At 73.5% G+C, this 16358-nt stretch carries 13 protein-coding genes; 6 read left to right on the top strand and 7 right to left on the bottom strand.

The window, feature by feature from the left end; translation table 11 throughout:
• Positions 1-123: 123 nt before the first annotated feature.
• Positions 124-981 carry a GntR family transcriptional regulator gene (locus IO29_RS35205; protein WP_030383117.1) on the bottom strand — a complete coding sequence of 286 codons (858 nt, stop codon included), beginning with the start codon at positions 979-981 and terminating at the stop codon, positions 124-126.
• 169 nt (positions 982-1150) lie between these two features.
• Between IO29_RS35205 and IO29_RS35200 the strand changes: the two genes are divergently transcribed.
• A complete protein-coding gene (locus IO29_RS35200) occupies positions 1151-2044 on the top strand; it encodes a (2Fe-2S)-binding protein (RefSeq protein ID WP_030383116.1) in 894 nt (297 codons plus the stop codon).
• Between the two features lie 393 nt (positions 2045-2437).
• Positions 2438-3484 carry a DUF2637 domain-containing protein gene (locus tag IO29_RS35195; protein ID WP_030383115.1) on the top strand — a complete coding sequence of 349 codons (1047 nt, stop codon included), beginning with the start codon at positions 2438-2440 and terminating at the stop codon, positions 3482-3484.
• Positions 3485-3534: 50 nt separating this feature from the next.
• Here the strand turns inward: IO29_RS35195 and IO29_RS35190 are convergent, their stop codons facing one another.
• The 3 genes from IO29_RS35190 to IO29_RS35180 all read right to left on the bottom strand — a co-directional run bounded on the left by IO29_RS35190 (position 3535) and on the right by IO29_RS35180 (position 7364).
• Positions 3535-4041, bottom strand: coding sequence for an ATP-binding protein (locus IO29_RS35190; protein ID WP_063738135.1), 507 nt, complete (start codon positions 4039-4041; stop codon positions 3535-3537).
• A gap of 129 nt (positions 4042-4170) precedes the next feature.
• A complete protein-coding gene (locus IO29_RS35185; RefSeq protein ID WP_030383113.1) occupies positions 4171-5913 on the bottom strand; it encodes a pyruvate dehydrogenase in 1743 nt (580 codons plus the stop codon).
• A gap of 173 nt (positions 5914-6086) precedes the next feature.
• Entirely contained in the window at positions 6087-7364 is a 1278-nt protein-coding gene (locus IO29_RS35180; RefSeq protein WP_030383112.1) for a protein phosphatase 2C domain-containing protein, read from the bottom strand.
• A 418-nt stretch (positions 7365-7782) separates the two neighbouring features.
• On the opposite strand from IO29_RS35180, the gene IO29_RS35175 reads away from it, so the two are divergent.
• The gene (locus tag IO29_RS35175) at positions 7783-8769 is read left to right on the top strand and encodes a helix-turn-helix domain-containing protein (RefSeq protein ID WP_030383111.1); all 987 of its coding nucleotides are present in this window, start codon (positions 7783-7785) and stop codon (positions 8767-8769) included.
• A 79-nt stretch (positions 8770-8848) separates the two neighbouring features.
• On the opposite strand, the gene rsgA is transcribed toward IO29_RS35175, so the two are convergent.
• The gene (gene rsgA / locus IO29_RS35170) at positions 8849-9964 is read right to left on the bottom strand and encodes a ribosome small subunit-dependent GTPase A (protein WP_030383110.1); all 1116 of its coding nucleotides are present in this window, start codon (positions 9962-9964) and stop codon (positions 8849-8851) included.
• A gap of 806 nt (positions 9965-10770) precedes the next feature.
• Between rsgA and IO29_RS35165 the strand changes: the two genes are divergently transcribed.
• Entirely contained in the window at positions 10771-11130 is a 360-nt protein-coding gene (locus IO29_RS35165; RefSeq protein ID WP_030383109.1) for a beta/gamma crystallin domain-containing protein, read from the top strand.
• An 81-nt stretch (positions 11131-11211) separates the two neighbouring features.
• Here the strand turns inward: IO29_RS35165 and IO29_RS35160 are convergent, their stop codons facing one another.
• A complete protein-coding gene (locus IO29_RS35160) occupies positions 11212-12705 on the bottom strand; it encodes a cellulose-binding domain-containing protein (RefSeq protein WP_030383108.1) in 1494 nt (497 codons plus the stop codon).
• 220 nt (positions 12706-12925) lie between these two features.
• A complete protein-coding gene (locus IO29_RS35155; protein ID WP_030383107.1) occupies positions 12926-14245 on the bottom strand; it encodes a radical SAM protein in 1320 nt (439 codons plus the stop codon).
• Between the two features lie 150 nt (positions 14246-14395).
• Between IO29_RS35155 and IO29_RS35150 the strand changes: the two genes are divergently transcribed.
• Together IO29_RS35150 and IO29_RS35145 are read left to right on the top strand one after the other, a co-directional pair.
• A complete protein-coding gene (locus tag IO29_RS35150) occupies positions 14396-15643 on the top strand; it encodes an FAD-binding protein (RefSeq protein ID WP_030383106.1) in 1248 nt (415 codons plus the stop codon).
• An 83-nt stretch (positions 15644-15726) separates the two neighbouring features.
• Positions 15727-16317, top strand: a complete 591-nt coding sequence (locus IO29_RS35145) for a TetR/AcrR family transcriptional regulator (protein ID WP_030383105.1) — start codon at positions 15727-15729, stop codon at positions 16315-16317.
• Positions 16318-16358: the final 41 nt, after the last annotated feature.

Genomic DNA, 16358 nt, shown 5'->3' with positions numbered 1-16358 from the left:
GACCCCCCCCCCCTCCCCCCCCCGCCCCCCCCCGCCCCGCCCCGCCCCGCCCGGAGGGCACCCGCACCCACACCCGCACCCGCACCCCCGCCGGAAAAGGTCACCGCCCGCTCGTGACCGCGGTCACATGCTCCCCGCCGTGCCGAAGTGGTCCGCCACCAACGCCCCCACCACCCCCGCGTCCTGCGCGATCAACGCGTCCAGCAACGCCGTGTGCTCCGCCGCGTCCGCGACGAGCGACGCACGCCCGTGGCGCGCCCCCGCGCCGGCTCCCCCACGCCGTGCCACGGGCCACTGCGCCCTCCGCTGCAAGTCATCCGCGAGCCGCACCAACTGCTCGTTGCCCGTCAGCCCCAGCACCGCCCGGTGAAACGCCCGGTCCGCCTCCGCATACCCCGCCACATCACCGCCGGAGGCAACCCGTACCGTCGCCTCCGCCAGCGGCCGCAGCTCCGCCCACCGCCCCGCCGGCACCGTACGGGCGAGCCGCAGCACCACCGGCACCTCCAGCAACGCCCGTATCTCCGCCAGCTCGTCCAGCTCCCGGTCGCACCGCTCGACCACCCGGAACCCCCGGTTGGGCACCACCTCGATTGCGCCCTCCAGCGCGAGCTGCTGCATCGCCTCGCGCACCGGCGTCGCGGAGACCCCGAAACGCTCGCCCAGCACGGGCGCCGAGTACACCTCCCCCGGCGCCAGCTCCCCGCCGACCAGCGCCGCCCGCAACGCGTCCAGCACCTGCCCCCGCACCGAGGAGCGCCGTACGACGGACCGCCGCGGCAGCGGAATCGGGGACTCACCGTGCGTGTGCTCACCCCGGGCGGCCCCCTCGGCCGGGCCCCCTGCCGGCCCCTCGGACACGGGACGCACGAGCCCGGACCCGGCGGCCCGCGCCCGCGCCGCCGCCCTCGGCTCCGGAGGGCGGGATTCCGTGGACCCGAGGCTGTCGGCGGTACGACGACGTGAGGCGGCCTGTTCCACGGGGCGCTCCTAACGGACTTGACGGCACACGGCACCGATTGACGGCATAGCCGCGCCTTTGTCACCAGTCGTGGAGAACCATAGGCGCCCCCGCCCTCAGGTCAAAGCGACCACAGGTGCGCTAAGGTAAGCCTTACCTCTGCACGCCCCGCGAATACGGTGGTAACGCATGCTGCTGTCCACGGCCACCCGCCCCGCCGACCACACCGTCACGGAGGCCACCGCGCCGGTCGTCACCGCCGCGGCCGTCCTCGCCGAGTCGTACGACCGGATGGCCGAGGTGCTCCCCTGGATGACCGTCACCGCGCTCGGACCGGACGAGCCGCTGCCCGAGGGCGACGGCTGGGTCACCGCGGCGGCGCTCGCGCGGGACCCCGAGGCGCTGGACGGCTACCTGGCCTGGGACAGGGAGCAGATCCTGCGGGACCACGGCCGGCCCGGCCGCCCGGACGTCGTGGCCGGCTTCGGCCTGCACCGCTACGCCTGGCCCGCCTGCCTCCTCTTCACCCTCCCCTGGTTCCTGCACCGCCGGGTGCCGTACCTGCCCGTGGAGCGGGTCGCCCACGACCGCGAGCACAGCCGGCTCGCCGCGCGCCCCGCCGGCTTCGCCTGCCTGCCCGGCGACCCGGCGGCCGCGACGCCCGGCGCCCGTGTCGTCCGGGACGAGGAGGCGCTGCGCGCGGAGCTGCGGTCGGCGGTGGCCGCGCATCTGGAGCCGGTGCTCGGCGCCTTCGGCCCGGTGATGCGGCGGCGCGGCCGGGGTCTGTGGGGCATGGCGACGGACGAGATAACGGAAGGGCTCTGGTACGTCGGCGATCTGCTCGGCGAGGAGCGGCGGGCCATGCGCGAGCTGGAGGCGCTGCTGCCGGGCACGGAGAAGCCGTACGCCGGCACCCCCGCGTTCCGTGAACTGACCGGCCCCCGGGGGGAGCCGCTGACCACCCGGGACCGGGTGAGCTGCTGCCTCTACTACACGCTGGAACCGCGGGACACCTGCGCCACCTGCCCCCGCACCTGCGACGAGGACCGCGTCGCCAAGTTGACGGCCGGGGCGGCCGCCTGAGGCACCCTCACCCTTCGCTCCCCCCAGGCCCGCCCCGGACGAGGGCGGGCCTTCGCGTGCCGTAAGATCCACGTCAGTAAGATCCACTTCGAACAGGACCCACCGGCCCGGTCCCACCGGTCCGGACCGTCGGGCAGGTCTCGGAACCCCGCGCAGATCACAGGTAGTTCACAAAATCCTCACCCCGCGCAGGAACTTTCCGTGGAACCACCCGTACGGGTAGTCTTATTCGAACTCAACTCCCGCCCCTCACGCGGCAGTTCGAGCAGAACGCCGCCCTGGGCATCCCCTTGCACCTCCTTGGCGGCCTCTTGCCCCGAAACCCCCTGAGGGCCCTCGGGAGTGGGCCACTATGGCGGGCGTTACGCCCTATCCCAATGCAAGGGACCCCAGATGAGATTGACCGACATATCGCTGAACTGGTTGCTGCCGGGCGGCGTACTGCTCCTGGGCATGCTGGCGGCGGTGGCGGTGCTGGCGCGCGGCAAGCGCACCTCCGGGGAGAGCGCGAGCGCGGACGACTCGTGGGAGCGTGCCGAGGAGCGCCGCAGGCGCAAGGAGGCCCTGTACGGCACCGCCTCCTACGTGCTGCTGTTCTGCTGTGCGGCGGTCGCCGCCGCCCTTTCCTTCCACGGCCTGGTCGGCTTCGGCCAGCAGAACCTCGGCCTCACCGGCGGCTGGGAGTACCTCGTCCCGTTCGGCCTGGACGGCGCGGCCATGTTCTGCTCCGTGCTCGCGGTGCGCGAGGCCAGCCACGGCGACGCGGCGCTCGGCTCCCGGATACTGGTGTGGACGTTCGCCGGTGCCGCCGCCTGGTTCAACTGGGTGCACGCGCCCAGGGGCATCGACCACGCGGGCGCACCGCAGTTCTTCTCCGGCATGTCCCTTTCCGCGGCCGTGCTGTTCGACCGTGCGCTGAAGCAGACCCGCCGGGCCGCCCTGCGCGAGCAGGGCCTGGTGCCGCGGCCGCTGCCGCAGATCCGTGTCGTCCGCTGGCTGCGGGCGCCCCGTGAGACGTACAAGGCGTGGTCGCTGATGCTGCTGGAGGGCGTGCGGAGCCTGGACGAGGCCGTCGAGGAGGTCCGCGAGGACCAGCGCCAGAAGGAGCAGAACCGGCTGCGCCGGCGCGAGCAGGAGAAGCTGGACCGCGCGCATCTGAAGGCGATCAGCCGCGGTCACCGCGGGCTGCCCGGCCGGGGCGGCGGCGGTGGAGGCGGCGGTCACACCGTCGAGGTGGAGCGGGCCCCCGCCCAGGCGGACCCCGCGATATCCAAGGCGGAGCTGCCCGCGCGTGCCGCCCGCCCTTCCTTGCAGCCCGTCCGGCCCGGTGGCGCGGAGTCCGTCACCGTCGACCTCACCTCGGAGGACGACACACAGGCCCTCCCCCGGCTCGACTCGCTGGAGCGCAAGCTCAAGGACCTGGAGCAGCAGTTCGGCTGAGCGCCGCCACGCGGTGAGCCAGTACTGCCACGGGGACGCGGCCTGAACCCTCAGGCCGCGTCCCCGTCCAGTCGCAGCCCCTCGGCCCCCGTCAGCCCCTCCAGCTCGAACCAGACCGACTTGCCCACGTCGTGCGCGCGGACGCCCCAGGCGTCGGCGAGGGCACGCACCAGGAGCAGTCCCCGGCCGCTCGTCCGCTGCCCGGCCTCCTCGTCGTCCGCCGCGGAAGCGGACCGGGCCACGGCGCCGACGCCGCCGATGCCGCCGCCCCGTTCCGCGAAGTCCCGTACCTCCACGCGCAGTCGGCGCCCGGAGACGACGGCCGTGACGACCGCCTCCCCGTCGGTGTGCACGAGTGCGTTGGCGAGGAGTTCGCTGGTCAGCAGCTCGGCGGTGGCGGAACGGTCCGGCTCCGCACGGCCGTCCAGCAACGCGCGCAGCGCGTGCCGTACTTCGGCGACGGACCGCAGGTCCGCTGCGCCCACTTCGCGCAGCAACCGGTCGTCCCCCGTCCGGCTCCTGGCGCCGCGTAACTCCGCCACCGTCTGCCTGTTCATGGTCATCCCCCGGGTCCCCGTCGTACGTCACCGTGGTTCGCGGTCGTGGTCGCTCTCGGCCCTCGAACACGTTCACGGGGATGCATGCCCGGCGGTTCAGCCGGCCAGTCCTGACGGTCGGTCAAGTCCTCAGGGGCGCGGGACATTGCGCAGATTGGAGCGGGCCATCTGCACCATGCGGCCGACGCCGCCGTCGAGGACGATCTTCGAGGCCGACAGTGCGAACCCGGTCACCATCTCGGCGCTGATCTTCGGCGGGATCGACAGGGCGTTGGGGTCGGTGACGACGTCGACGAGGGCCGGGCCCTTGTGCCGGAAGGCGTCCTTCAGCGCACCGGGGAGGTCCTTGGGCTTCTCGACCCGGACCCCGTACGCCCCGCAGGCCCGGGCCACGGCGGCGAAGTCGGGGTTCTTGTTGGTGGTGCCGTGCGAGGGGAGCCCGGCGACCAGCATCTCCAACTCCACCATGCTGAGCGAGGAGTTGTTGAACAGCACGACCTTCACCGGCAGGTCGTACTGGACGAGGGTGAGGAAGTCGCCCATCAGCATGCTGAACCCGCCGTCGCCGGAGAGCGAGAGCACCTGCCGCCGCCGGTCGGTGAACTGCGCGCCGATCGCCATGGGCAGCGCGTTGGCCATGGAGCCGTGCGAGAACGAACCGATGATCCGGCGGCGGCCGTTGGGCGAGACGTACCGCGCGGCCCACACGTTGCACATCCCCGTGTCGACGGTGAACACGGCGTCGTCGTCGGCGAGTTCGTCGACGACGGCGGCCACGTACTCGGGGTGGATCGGAACGTGCTTGTCGACCTTGCGGGTGTAGGCCTTGACGACCCCTTCCAGCGCGTCGGCGTGCTTCTTCAGCATCCGGTCCAGGAAGCGGCGGTTCTTCTTCTCCTTCACCCGCGGGATCAGACAGCGCAGGGTCTCCCGTACGTCGCCCCAGACCGCGAGGTCCAGCTTGGAGCGGCGCCCGAGGTGTTCCGGGCGTACGTCGACCTGGGCGATCTTCACATCGTTGGGCAGGAAGGCGTTGTACGGGAAGTCGGTGCCGAGCAGGATCAGCAGCTCGCACTCGTGGGTGGCCTCGTAGGCGGCCCCGTACCCGAGCAGCCCGCTCATCCCCACATCGAAAGGATTGTCGTACTGGATCCACTCCTTGCCTCGCAGCGCGTGCCCGACGGGCGCCTTGATCCGTCCGGCGAACTCCATCACCTCGGCGTGCGCCCCTGCGGTGCCGCTGCCGCAGAAGAGGGTGACCCGGTCGGCGGCATCGATCATGGCGACCAACCGGTCGATCTCGGCGTCACCGGGGCGGACGGTGGGCCGGGAGGTGACCAGCGCGCTCTCGGCGGCCCGCTCGGGCGCGGGCAGATCGGCGATGTCGCCCGGCAGCGACACGACGCTCACCCCGCCCTGGCCGACCGCGTGCTGGATGGCGGTCTGTAGCAGCCGGGGCATCTGCCGGGGGTTGGAGATCAGCTCGCTGTAGTGGCTGCACTCGCGGAACAGCTGGTCGGGGTGGGTCTCCTGGAAGTAGCCGAGGCCGATCTCGCTGGAGGGGATCTGCGAGGCGAGAGCGAGGACGGGCGCCATGGAGCGGTGGGCGTCGTAGAGCCCGTTGATGAGGTGCAGATTGCCGGGCCCGCAGGAGCCGGCGCAGGCGGCCAGCCGCCCGGTGATCTGGGCCTCGGCGCCGGCCGCGAAGGCGGCGGTCTCCTCGTGCCGCACATGCACCCAGTCGATGCCGGAGTGCCGGCGCACGGCGTCCACGACGGGGTTCAGGCTGTCCCCGACCACCCCGTACAACCGCTCGACCCCGGCGCGCGCCAGGATGTCGACGAACTGCTCGGCGACGTTCTGCTTGGCCATGGTCCTCGTGCCCTTCGAGTTGGCGGGTCGGTCGGCGTGGAGTGACGGCGGTGCGGGCACCGCACGCGGACGCGGGCACGTCACGGGGTGCCCGCAGTCCATCCATCCACACCGGCCGGGGTGCCGCGACTCCGCGGGGCGCCGGGCGGGGCGTGAGAGCTACGCGGGAGCTGCTACCCCTCCCAGACCGCGGCCGCCGTGCGGTCGTCGGCGTAGCCCTTGACGCGGACCTGCGCGTCGGCGAGGAAGGCGGCGAGGCCCGGGGGTTCGTCGCCGGTCCAGCGGTCCGTCAGGTGCCGGGTCAGCTCCGGCTCGCCGCGCAGGGGGTCGGCGAGCCCGGCAGTGCACAGCAGCAGGACGTCGCCCGGGTGGGCGAGCGAGGCGCGGAAGCGGAACGGGGCGCGGGGCGGTTCGGGGGCGGGCCGGTACGGGCTCGGCGGGGCGGCGATGCCGAGGTCGACGGTGAGCCGGTCGCCGCCGGACCCTTCGGCGGCCCCGTCGGCGTCCTCCCCGGCCCGGGGCGCCGGCTCGATGTCCTGCCACTCGCCGTCCCGCAGCCGGAACAGTCCGCCGTCGCCGACGCCGAAGAAGACGCGGTTGCGGCAGGCCGGGTCGGCCGGGAGGAGCAGACAGCGCAGGGCGGCGATGTACGTGTCCGGGTCCGCGCCCCGCTCGGCGGCGTCGGCGCGGAGCCGGCCGAGGGAGCGGTCGGTGAGCCGCTGGAGCCCCGGTTTCAGGTCGCCGCGGCGGCCCGCGCGGAGGTCCTCGGCGAGCCGCGCGTGACTGCGCCCGACGGCGCGGCCGAGGTGCCGGCACGCCTCGGCGGCGGCGCGGTGGGCGCCGGGGGTGGCGCGGGCGCCGGTGGCCATGGCGACGAACACGAGCGCGTCGTCGCCGCCGCCGAAGCGGGCGGTGAGCAGCGCGTCCCGCCGCGGTTCCCCGCGGAACCGGGCGGAGTCCCCGCGCAGCGAGACGGCCCGCAGGGTGCGGGTGCCGTACCGGGCCCCGTCGAGCACGGTGTCCGCGACGACGTCCCCGAGCGCGTCCGGCTCGGCGAGCGGCAGCGCGGCGGGTTCGGGGTCGTAGGTGGGGGGTCCGGAGCCGACGTGGGTGGGCGCCGGAGGGGGCGCGGGCGGGGTGTCCGCCGGGGGGCGAGGGGGCGCAGTCCCCGGGGGTCCAGGGGGCGGAGCCCCCTCGGGGTCGGGGGCGGGAGCCCCGGAACCGCCCTGGGGGCGGAGCACCGCACGCTCCGGCGGAGCCGCCCGCGCCCCGTCGCCGTCCTCCACGACCGCCCCCGCCGAGGCGAACCGGTCGTCCAGCGAGTCGCCCGCCGCACTCGGCCCCGCATCGTCCGCGGAGCCGTCGTACAGCTCCCCCCACCAGTCGTCCTCCCGGCCGGTGGGCCGCTCCCGGCCGGTGGGCCGCTTCCGGCTCTCCCCCTGCTGGCTCATGCCCCCAATTGTCGCCCGCGGGACCCGCTCGAAAACGGCGCATCCGCAAAAACCGCAGGGCGCCCGGCGCATGACGGGCGGCCACCCCGCACCGCCGGACGGCCCCACCCCCCACGGGAGGACCGCCCGGCGGCGTCGGCGGACCCGGTCGGGATCCCACCCGCCGAGCATGACGCGCGCGGCTGGGAACGAGCTGTGGGCCGGCCCCGGACCACGCAGGAACCGCCGCGCGCCACCCGCCCCGTACGGGACACCTGAACAGCCCCGTACGACCGGCGGTGGCGCCACCTTGTCAGAGTGAACGCCGGTACGGCGATGATGTTGGAGGGCGGGTTTGCGTCATGGCAGTTTCCCGCCACGCAAGCAATCCGAACCGCACCCGCACCGCACCACGCAACCCCGGGAGGGACGTCGCCGCATGCTCGCAGCGATAGGTCTGGACGAGACGCACGAGGCGGCGTACCGCGCCCTGGTGTCGGTGGGCGCCGCCGACGTCCCCGATCTGGCCCGGCGGCTCGCCCTCGGCGAGCACGACACGGAGCGCGCCCTGCGCCGTCTGGAGCGGCACGGGCTCGCCGCCCAGTCCTCCTCCCGCCCCGGCCGCTGGGTGGCCGCCCCGCCCGGCGTCGCGCTCGGCGCGCTGCTCACCCAGCACCGGCACGAGCTGGAGAAGGCGGAGCTGACGGCGGCGCTGCTGGCAGAGGAGTACCGGGCGCGGGCGGCGGAGCCGACGGTGCACGACCTGGTGGAGGTGGTGACCGGCGCGGCGGCGGTCGCGCAGCGGTTCCTCCAGCTCCAGCTGGGCGCGACGGAGGAGGTCCGCGCGCTGGTCACCGGCGCGCCGATGGCCGTCACGGCCGCCGAGAACCACGCGGAGGAGCAGGCCGCCACGCGGGGCGTGCGCTACCGCGTGGTGGTGGAGCGCGCGGTGCTCGACGGCCCGGCGGCGGTCGGCGAGCTGTCGGCCGCGCTGGGCCGGGACGAGCGCGTACGGGTCGCCGAGCGCGTCCCGACGAAGCTGGTCGTCGCCGACGGCACGCTGGCCATGGTGCCGCTGATCTCCTTCCCCGGCGCGGAACCGGCGGCGCTGGTGGTGCACGCCAGCGGCCTGCTCGAGGTGCTGTCGGGACTGTTCGAGACGGTGTGGCGGGAGGCGCTGCCGCTGCGCCTGGGCGGCGACGGCACCGTGCGGGAGCAGGAACCGGAGGGCCCCGACGGCACGGACCTGGAGATCCTGTCCCTGCTCCTGGCCGGCCTGACCGACGCGAGCGTGGCGAAACAGCTGGACCTGGGCCTGCGCACGGTGCAGCGCCGGGTGCGGCACCTGATGGAGATCGCCGGGGTGACGACCCGGCTCCAACTGGGCTGGCAGGCCTACGAACGGGGCTGGGTGGCCCGGCACTGACGAGCCCGCCGGACCACCCAACCGTCACCGGCACTGACAAGCTCCGCCGGACCACCCACCCGTCACCGCACCGTCGGCGTCAGGCGTGCCGCCCCCGCTTGAACTCCATCGCGGCGCGCCCCTGTGCCCCCTTCCGCTTCCAGTCCCGGCGCAGCTCCGCCCGGGCCCGCGCGTCGGTCTTGGCGACGATCCACTGGTTCTCGCGCTGGAGCTTGCGGTAGCTGTCCAGCCGCCGCTGCGCCAGCCGGCCGTCGTCGAGCGCGGCCAGCACGGCGCAGCCGGGCTCGGCACCGTGCGCGCAGTCGTGGAACCGGCACTCCCGTGCCAGCTCCTCGATCTCGGCGAACACCTGGCCGACCCCTGTCCCGGCGTCCCACAGCCCGACCCCGCGAAGCCCGGGGGTGTCGATGAGGACGCCGCCGCCGGGGAGGACGAGCAGGTTGCGCGTGGTGGTCGTATGACGCCCCTTGCCGTCCACGTCACGGATGGCGTGGACCCGCATGACGTCCTCGCCGACCAGCGCGTTGGCGAGCGTGGACTTGCCGGCCCCGGACTGCCCGAGCAGCACGGCGGTGCCGCCCGCGACGACGGCCCCGAGCACGTCGAGCCCGTCCCCGTCCAGCGAACTGACGGCGCATACCCGCACCCCGGGCGCGGCCCTCTCCACGTCCTCGACGAGGTGGGACAACGTCACGGGGTCGGCCACGAGATCGGCCTTGGTCAGGACGACGAGGGGCTGCGCCCCGGACTCCCAGGCGAGCGCCAGGAACCGTTCGATCCGCGCGAGATCGAGCTCCGCGGCCAGCGACACGGCGACGATGGCGTGGTCCACGTTGGCCGCGAGCACCTGCCCCTCGGACCGCTTGGACGAGGTCGACCGCACGAACGCCGACCGTCGCGGCAGATACGTCCGCACATACCGCGGATCACCGGCGGGCTCGACGGCGACCCAGTCACCGGTGCACACGACCCGCAGCGGATCGTGCGGCGTGACGAACGCGGTGTCGGCCCGCAGCACGCCGCCCGCCGTGACGACGTCGCACTGCCCCCGGTCGACACGCACGACCCGCCCGGGCAGCAACCCCTGCTCGGCGTACGGGGCGAACTCGGCTTCCCAGTCGGCGTCCCAGCCATAGGGGGCCAGCGGGTGCGACGAGGCCGAGCGCGAAAGAGAGGAAAGAGAAGAGGAAGACAAGGGAAACCCTTCACATGGGTGGTCCCGGCGCCGCGTACTCGGACGCGGAAAGGAGAAGTCGGCTCAGCCGGCGACCACGGAGGTGGACTTGACGAACTTCCGGATGCGGGCAACGCCCACCGCAACGACAGTCATCGGTCAACACCTCCTGGATCACATCGCGCACGCCCACGGCACGGGGCGGCCGCAGGAACGAACGCGACCCTAGCCGCCCGCGCCGGGGACGCGCCACAGTTTTTCCACCCCACCGCGGCCGGCCCCGGCCGAGCGGTGGTCGGCTCGGCCCCGCCCGGACATCGCAGAGCGACTCGGTCGGCCCGCCACCGCGCCGACGTCACCCGGGAACAGCTCCGTGACGGCCCATGAGAACCCTTTCGAACGCGACGCGGGCTGAAATATTCGGCGAGAATTCAGAAGCCGAGCCCGGCTCAACCGCTCATTCCGTAACTTCCGCCGACCGGTCGAGTGTGGCGTCGGCCGCCCGTTTGTCCCTCAATATTGCCCTCCCGGTCATCGCCCGAGGAAAAAGTGCAGATGTACGGGCAACGCTCGTCGAGAAACGAAAGGAACCGGCCACATATCGACCGCCGGGCGGTGCCGTCTCCACGTCGCACGCACGGGTCGAGCGCGTCGGCGCCGACGCGGAAATGTCACATCACCGCAGGCCGAAGGCGTCCGGGAGGTGAGCACGAGGCAACCGGGACACCCCTGCGGGAAACCGTCCTTGACGGTGCGGTGATGTCACTTTTAGCGTCGTCGCCGCACAGCAGTCACGTCACATTCCGGGCCCCAAAAAGGAGTCAGAAATGCTGTCTAGGAAACTGCGTCTCGCCCTTCCCGTCGCTGCCGCCGCCATCATGGCGGCCGTGGTCCCCACCGGCAGCGCCCACGCCATCAGCCGCGTGGACTGCGGCCCGTCCGACTACCTCGAGGTGTACAGCAACCCCATCCTGTTGCCCGGAGGCGTGATAGTTCCCGGGGTGACGTGCTTCGCGAACAAGGGCTACTACTACTTCGGTGGCACCGTGATCGTCAACAAGATCTCGACCGGGAACAACGCGGTGAAGTACTACGACGACAACGGTGCCGTCATCTCCTATCCCAAGCACTTCATCATCACCTTCCCCAACAACCCGCCGCACGTGCACGCCGTCGAGATCCTGTAGCGCGTCGCGGGACCCGCGCAGAGCCCCCCGGCCGGTGAGGCGGGTACTCGGGACGGCTTCGCTGTTCCGGGCGCCCGTCCCTCAGCCCGCCACGCCGCAGCTCTCCCCGTTCAGGGTGAAGCCGTACGGGGCCGGGTCGGCGTCGCCGCGGGAGCCGAGGAAGCCGAAGGCGAAGGTGCCGCCTGCGGTGACGTTCCGGTTGTAGTCGGCGGCCGTGGCCGTCACCCTCGTGCCGTGCTGGGTGACCGACGCGTCCCACATCTGTGTGACGCGTTGGCCGCCGCCGAACGTCCAGGCCACCCGCCAGTCGTGGAGCGTCGCCCGGGAGGTGACGGTGACGGTGGCCTGGAAGCCGTCCGGCCACTCGTCGACGACGTCGTAGGCCACCTCGCAGCCCGCCGCCGGGGCGGCGGAGCCGGCGCCCGAGGTCTCCCGGAGCGTGCCGGACGGTTCGCCCTGGGGCTCGGTGTCGCGGTCGCCCCGCGTCGCCGTCGTAGCGGTGGGCTCCGCCGGGCGGGAGGTGGAGGAGACAGCCGGGGTGTCCGCGCCGTGCGGGGGCCGGGCGGTGGGCGGGGCGGAGAACGAGGGGTCGGCCGCGGGGTGTCCGCCCGCCGTGTCGCGGGCGGCGACGTTCTCGCCGGGCGTACCGACCTGCAACAGGGACACCGTCAGTGCCAGCGCCGAGACGAGCACCGCCCCGACCAGGATGCCGGTACGGCCGATCCGGGGCCGGGCGGCGGTGCCGACCGCGAGCCCGGTGTCGGCCGCCGCGTCCACCCGGCCGCCGCTCAGCCCCGCCTCCGCCGCCCGGCGCCGCCGCTCCAGATAGGCGAGCCCGCCCCAGCCGATCACCCCGCCGACCAGCGCGACCGGCAGTCCGCCGCCGGAGGCCCGCAGACACGCGGCGGCCTCGGCGCACTCCACGCACGTGGCCAGGTGCCGCGAGAGGTCCTCGGGGGTGTCCGTGCCGGGCGCCCGGGAGACCGCGTCGAGCAGGCCGGCGTAGGCGCGGCACTCCGCGTCCAGGGGCGTGTCGAGGTGGTTGCGATGGCAACGGTCGCGGAACAGCGCCCGCACCTGGTCCAGTTCCTCGGCGGCGGCCGACGGGTCGAGGCCCAGCCGGCGGGCCACGTGCGGCAGGGGCAGCGACTCGGCCTCGGCGAGCCACAGCAGCGCCGCGTCCGGCTCCTGCATGTCGCGCAGCGCGCGCAGGGCGAGCGGGCGGCGCAGCGGCGGCCCGGTGTACCGCGCGGCCTTCTCGGAGTGCAGCCACAGCCGCAGATCGGGGTCGAGCCGGTGGCCGAGCCCCCGGGCCTCCCAGTCGGCGGCGGTCGTACGCACGACCGTGAGCAGCAGCGGAATGCGCGGCAGCCGCGGGATGCGGCGCCCGGCGCCCCGTGCCGTGGACTCGGCGGCCCGCGCCTCGTGCATGCCCCGGGTGAACGCCTCCCTCGCCAGCTGCGCGCCGGCCGCCGAGCCCGACGTGCACAGGTCGGCGTAGGACAGGACCGCGTCCCAGAGCTCCGAGAACTCTGCGGCCTCGGCGGCGTCCCGGGGGGTCGGCAGGTCGGGCATGAGGGCTCCTGCGTCAACGGCTGTTCCCACTTGCCTGCTTCCACAAGCAAACCCAACGTGCCCTTTGCGTACGGGAGTTGGCGGGCGTCTCACGACAGTGCCCGAGCTTTTCACGCTTCCCGCACAACTGACAAGCAGCGCATCCGGGTACGGCACGCGCCGTCCCGGCGCCGTCCGGTGGGAAAGCCGGCCCCGGCCGGAGCCGGGACCGGCCCGCCTCTCAGACCTCGGCCGTCCGCTCCGCCGGCAGGCTGTCCATGAACGAGCTGACGGAGAAGACCGCGTTGCCCGGCCCGGGCGGCCCGTACCCGGGAGGCGAGGAGAGCCCGAAGTCCTCCATCGTCTGCCGGTACGCCTCCAGGAGCCGGATGTGGTACTCCAGCGGCGCACCGTTCGGGTTGGCCTTGCCGAGCGGGGTCGTCGGCTCGGGGCACCAGGTGGTGAATCGGGGCGTGATGCCGTGCGACATGAAGAAGCGCAGGCCCTCCGTCGTCGACGCGATCGCCTCGTCGACGGTCTTGAAGCCGAACGGCTCGGCCATCTCCACGCCGGCCACGAAGTTCGGGATCACGTTGCGCGCGCCGAAGACGTCGGCGGAGTCGAGGATGCGCCTGTGCCACTCGTCGCGGCCGACGTACCGCTCCTTGCCGGGGCAGTACATCTTGAACAGGTACTCGTCCCACACCTCGAAGTTGGGGTGGTAGATCTGGACGCCGTAGTCCTTGAACCGCTGCACGTCCGGCTTGGGCAGCGCCTGGGCGACGACCTTGCCGATCCAGCGGCCGGGGAAGCGCTCCTCGATGGCCTTGGCGTAGTGGCCGTAGAAGTCGGCCTCGTCGCGGCCCGAGACCGTCTTGGTGATGGCGCCGCCGGTGAGGGTGTAGGCGGTGGAGGCCTTGGCGGTGTCGTACTTGTCGATGATCTCCAGCGCCTCCAGCACCTCCTCGACGTCCTTGACCCCGGTGTAGGGGCGGCCGGCCGCCTTGTGCTGGCGCCAGTTGTGGTTGATGTCGCAGTACTGGCACTCCTCCTTGGCGCCGAAGTACTGGCAGACGCGGAAGACGGTGAGGTAGATCAGGTAGCCCCACTGGATGGTGGGGGCCACCTCCATGACCGACTTCCCGTTGGAGAGGGTGTGCCGGTAGTACTCCGGCATGGGCGGCACGCCGACGTCGGCGATCCGCTTCCCGTCGAGGTACAGCCCGAGCATGCCGTCCTCGCCGGCGGCGACCCGGTACGGCGAGGAGGGGTTCACCCGCACCGAGACGACGGTGCGGCGCAGGTCGTAGGGGCCGCCGGTGAGGATGATCTCCTCCGGCGGACGGCGCAGCGCGGCCTCGCCCAGCTCGGGGAGGGTGCCGTGGTCGAAGGAGAAGATGAAGTACGACTTCGGTTTGACGTCCCCGCTCTCGTTGTCGCTGAGCGCGGACGCGTCGAAGGCGACCCCGCCTCTGAGCAGGTCCTCCTTGAAGACGGCCTCGCGCGGCACGTGCGCGAACCGTTCCAGCAGATCCTCGACCAGCGCGGTGCGGCTGCCCATCCGTTGTCTCCTCCCTGGTCGGACGTTCCGCTCCTCACGGTATGCCCCCGCTCGCCCGGTGCCGGTACCGGGTCCCCGCGCGCCGGGGGCGGGTGAGAAGGTGCGTACGGCGGCGACCAGCGCCGCAGGGACTTTCCCGGAGGAACCACAGTGACGAGGGACACGGTCACCAACTGGGCCGGCAACATCACGTACACGGCCAAGGAGCTGCACCGGCCGGGCACGCTCGACGCGCTGCGGGCCGTCGTCGCGGACAGCGCGCGGCTGCGGGTGCTGGGCAGCGGGCACTCGTTCAACGAGATCGCCGAGCCCGGCGCGGACGGTGTCCTGCTGTCGCTGGACGCGCTGCCGTCCGAGGTGGCGGTGGACACGGCGGCCCGTACGGTGCGGGTCGGGGGCGGGGTGCGGTACGCGGAGCTGGCGCGGGTGGTGCACGCGCACGGGCTGGCGCTGCCGAACATGGCGTCGCTGCCGCACATCTCGGTGGCGGGTTCGGTGGCCACCGGGACGCACGGCTCGGGGGTGGCCAACGGGCCGCTCGCCGCGACGGTGCGGGAGGTCGAGCTGGTCACGGCGGACGGCTCGACGGTCGTCATCGGCCGGGGCGACCCGCGCTTCGACGGGGCGGTGACCTCGCTCGGCGCGCTCGGCGTGGTGACCGCGCTCACCCTCGATCTGGAGCCGGCGTACGAGGTGGCGCAGCACGTCTTCACCGAGCTGCCGCTGGCGGGGCTGGACTTCGAGACGGTGGCGGCGTCGGCGTACAGCGTGAGTCTGTTCACCGACTGGCGGGCGCCGGGGTTCCGCCAGGTGTGGCTGAAGCGGCGCACGGACCAGGCGCCGGTGGAGTTCCCGTGGGCGGCCCCGGCCACCGAGAAGATGCACCCGGTGCCGGGCATGCCGGCGGTCAACTGCACCGAGCAGTTCGGGGTGCCGGGCCCCTGGCACGAGCGGCTGCCGCACTTCCGGGCGGAGTTCACCCCGAGCAGCGGCGCCGAGTTGCAGTCGGAGTACCTGCTGCCCCGGGAGCACGCGACGGCGGGACTGCACGCCCTGGACGCGATCCGGGACACGCTCGCCCCGGTACTGCAAACCTGCGAGATCCGCACGATCGCCGCCGACCCCCAGTGGCTCGGCCCGGCGTACGGCCGTGACTCGGTCGCCTTCCACTTCACGTGGGTGGAGGACACGGAGCTGGTGCTGCCGGTGGTGCGCCGTCTCGAGGCGGCCCTGGAGCCGTTCGACGCCCGCCCGCACTGGGGCAAGGTCTTCACCACCGGGCCGGCGGCCCTGCGCGCGCTCTACCCGCGGCTCGCCGACTTCGCCGCGCTGGCGGCGGAGCTGGACCCGGACGGCACGTTCCGCAACGCGTTCGTGGAGTCGGTACTGGGCGGGTGAGGCCGATCCGGTCCACGGCTCAGGGACCGCCCCGCGGGCGATAACCTCGGCCCTGGTCGTCGTCCGTCGTGGGAAGGGTGTTCATGGCCCGTGCCGGGATCAGTGTCGAGCGGCTGGTCGTGGCCGCCGCCGAACTCGCCGACGAGGTGGGCTTCGAGGAGGTCACGCTGTCCGCGCTGGCGCGGCGGTTCGGGGTGAAGGACGCCAGTCTGTACGCGCATGTGCGCGGCCTGCGGGAGCTGCGGACGCGACTCGCGCTGCTCGCCGGGGGCGAGATGATCGACGAGATCGCCGACGCCGTGGCCGGGCGCGCCGGGCGCGAGGCGCTGGCGGCGTTCGCCGGGGCCTACCGGGAGTACGCGCTGCGGCATCCCGGGCGGTACGCGGCGATGCAGACCCGGATCGACCCGGAGGTCGTCCCCGACTCCCCCGCGATGCGGCGCACCGCCGAGATCACGTACGGGATGCTGCGGGCGTACGGTCTCGACGAGCCCGATCTCACCGACGCCGTACGGCTGTTGCGTGCCACCTTCCACGGGTACTGCGCGCTGGAGGCGGCGGGCGGCTTCGCCGATCCGCGTGACGTACGGGCCTCCTGGGACAAGGCGGTGGACGCGCTGCACGTGGCGCTGGAGCACTGGCCCAGGGAGGCGGCGGTGGCCGGCGGGCGGTGACGCGGCGCCCGGCGCCGGCCGCCGTTCCGGCCGCGCCGGGA

Source organism: Streptomyces sp. NRRL F-6676 (assembly GCF_000725625.1).
In the GTDB taxonomy this organism is placed as follows: domain Bacteria; phylum Actinomycetota; class Actinomycetes; order Streptomycetales; family Streptomycetaceae; genus Streptomyces.
Note: the sequence above shows the minus strand (reverse complement) of the source record. Positions and strands in the feature narration are given on the sequence as shown.

Coding starts and splice junctions, on each gene's coding strand:
- IO29_RS35175 (WP_030383111.1), top strand. CDS start 7,783: ATGCTCGCAGCGATAGGTCTGGACGAGACGCACGAGGCGGCGTACCGC.
- IO29_RS35180 (WP_030383112.1), bottom strand. CDS start 7,364: ATGAGCCAGCAGGGGGAGAGCCGGAAGCGGCCCACCGGCCGGGAGCGG.
- IO29_RS35145 (WP_030383105.1), top strand. CDS start 15,727: ATGGCCCGTGCCGGGATCAGTGTCGAGCGGCTGGTCGTGGCCGCCGCC.
- IO29_RS35155 (WP_030383107.1), bottom strand. CDS start 14,245: ATGGGCAGCCGCACCGCGCTGGTCGAGGATCTGCTGGAACGGTTCGCG.
- IO29_RS35160 (WP_030383108.1), bottom strand. CDS start 12,705: ATGCCCGACCTGCCGACCCCCCGGGACGCCGCCGAGGCCGCAGAGTTC.
- IO29_RS35200 (WP_030383116.1), top strand. CDS start 1,151: ATGCTGCTGTCCACGGCCACCCGCCCCGCCGACCACACCGTCACGGAG.
- IO29_RS35185 (WP_030383113.1), bottom strand. CDS start 5,913: ATGGCCAAGCAGAACGTCGCCGAGCAGTTCGTCGACATCCTGGCGCGC.
- IO29_RS35165 (WP_030383109.1), top strand. CDS start 10,771: ATGCTGTCTAGGAAACTGCGTCTCGCCCTTCCCGTCGCTGCCGCCGCC.
- IO29_RS35190 (WP_063738135.1), bottom strand. CDS start 4,041: ATGAACAGGCAGACGGTGGCGGAGTTACGCGGCGCCAGGAGCCGGACG.
- IO29_RS35195 (WP_030383115.1), top strand. CDS start 2,438: ATGAGATTGACCGACATATCGCTGAACTGGTTGCTGCCGGGCGGCGTA.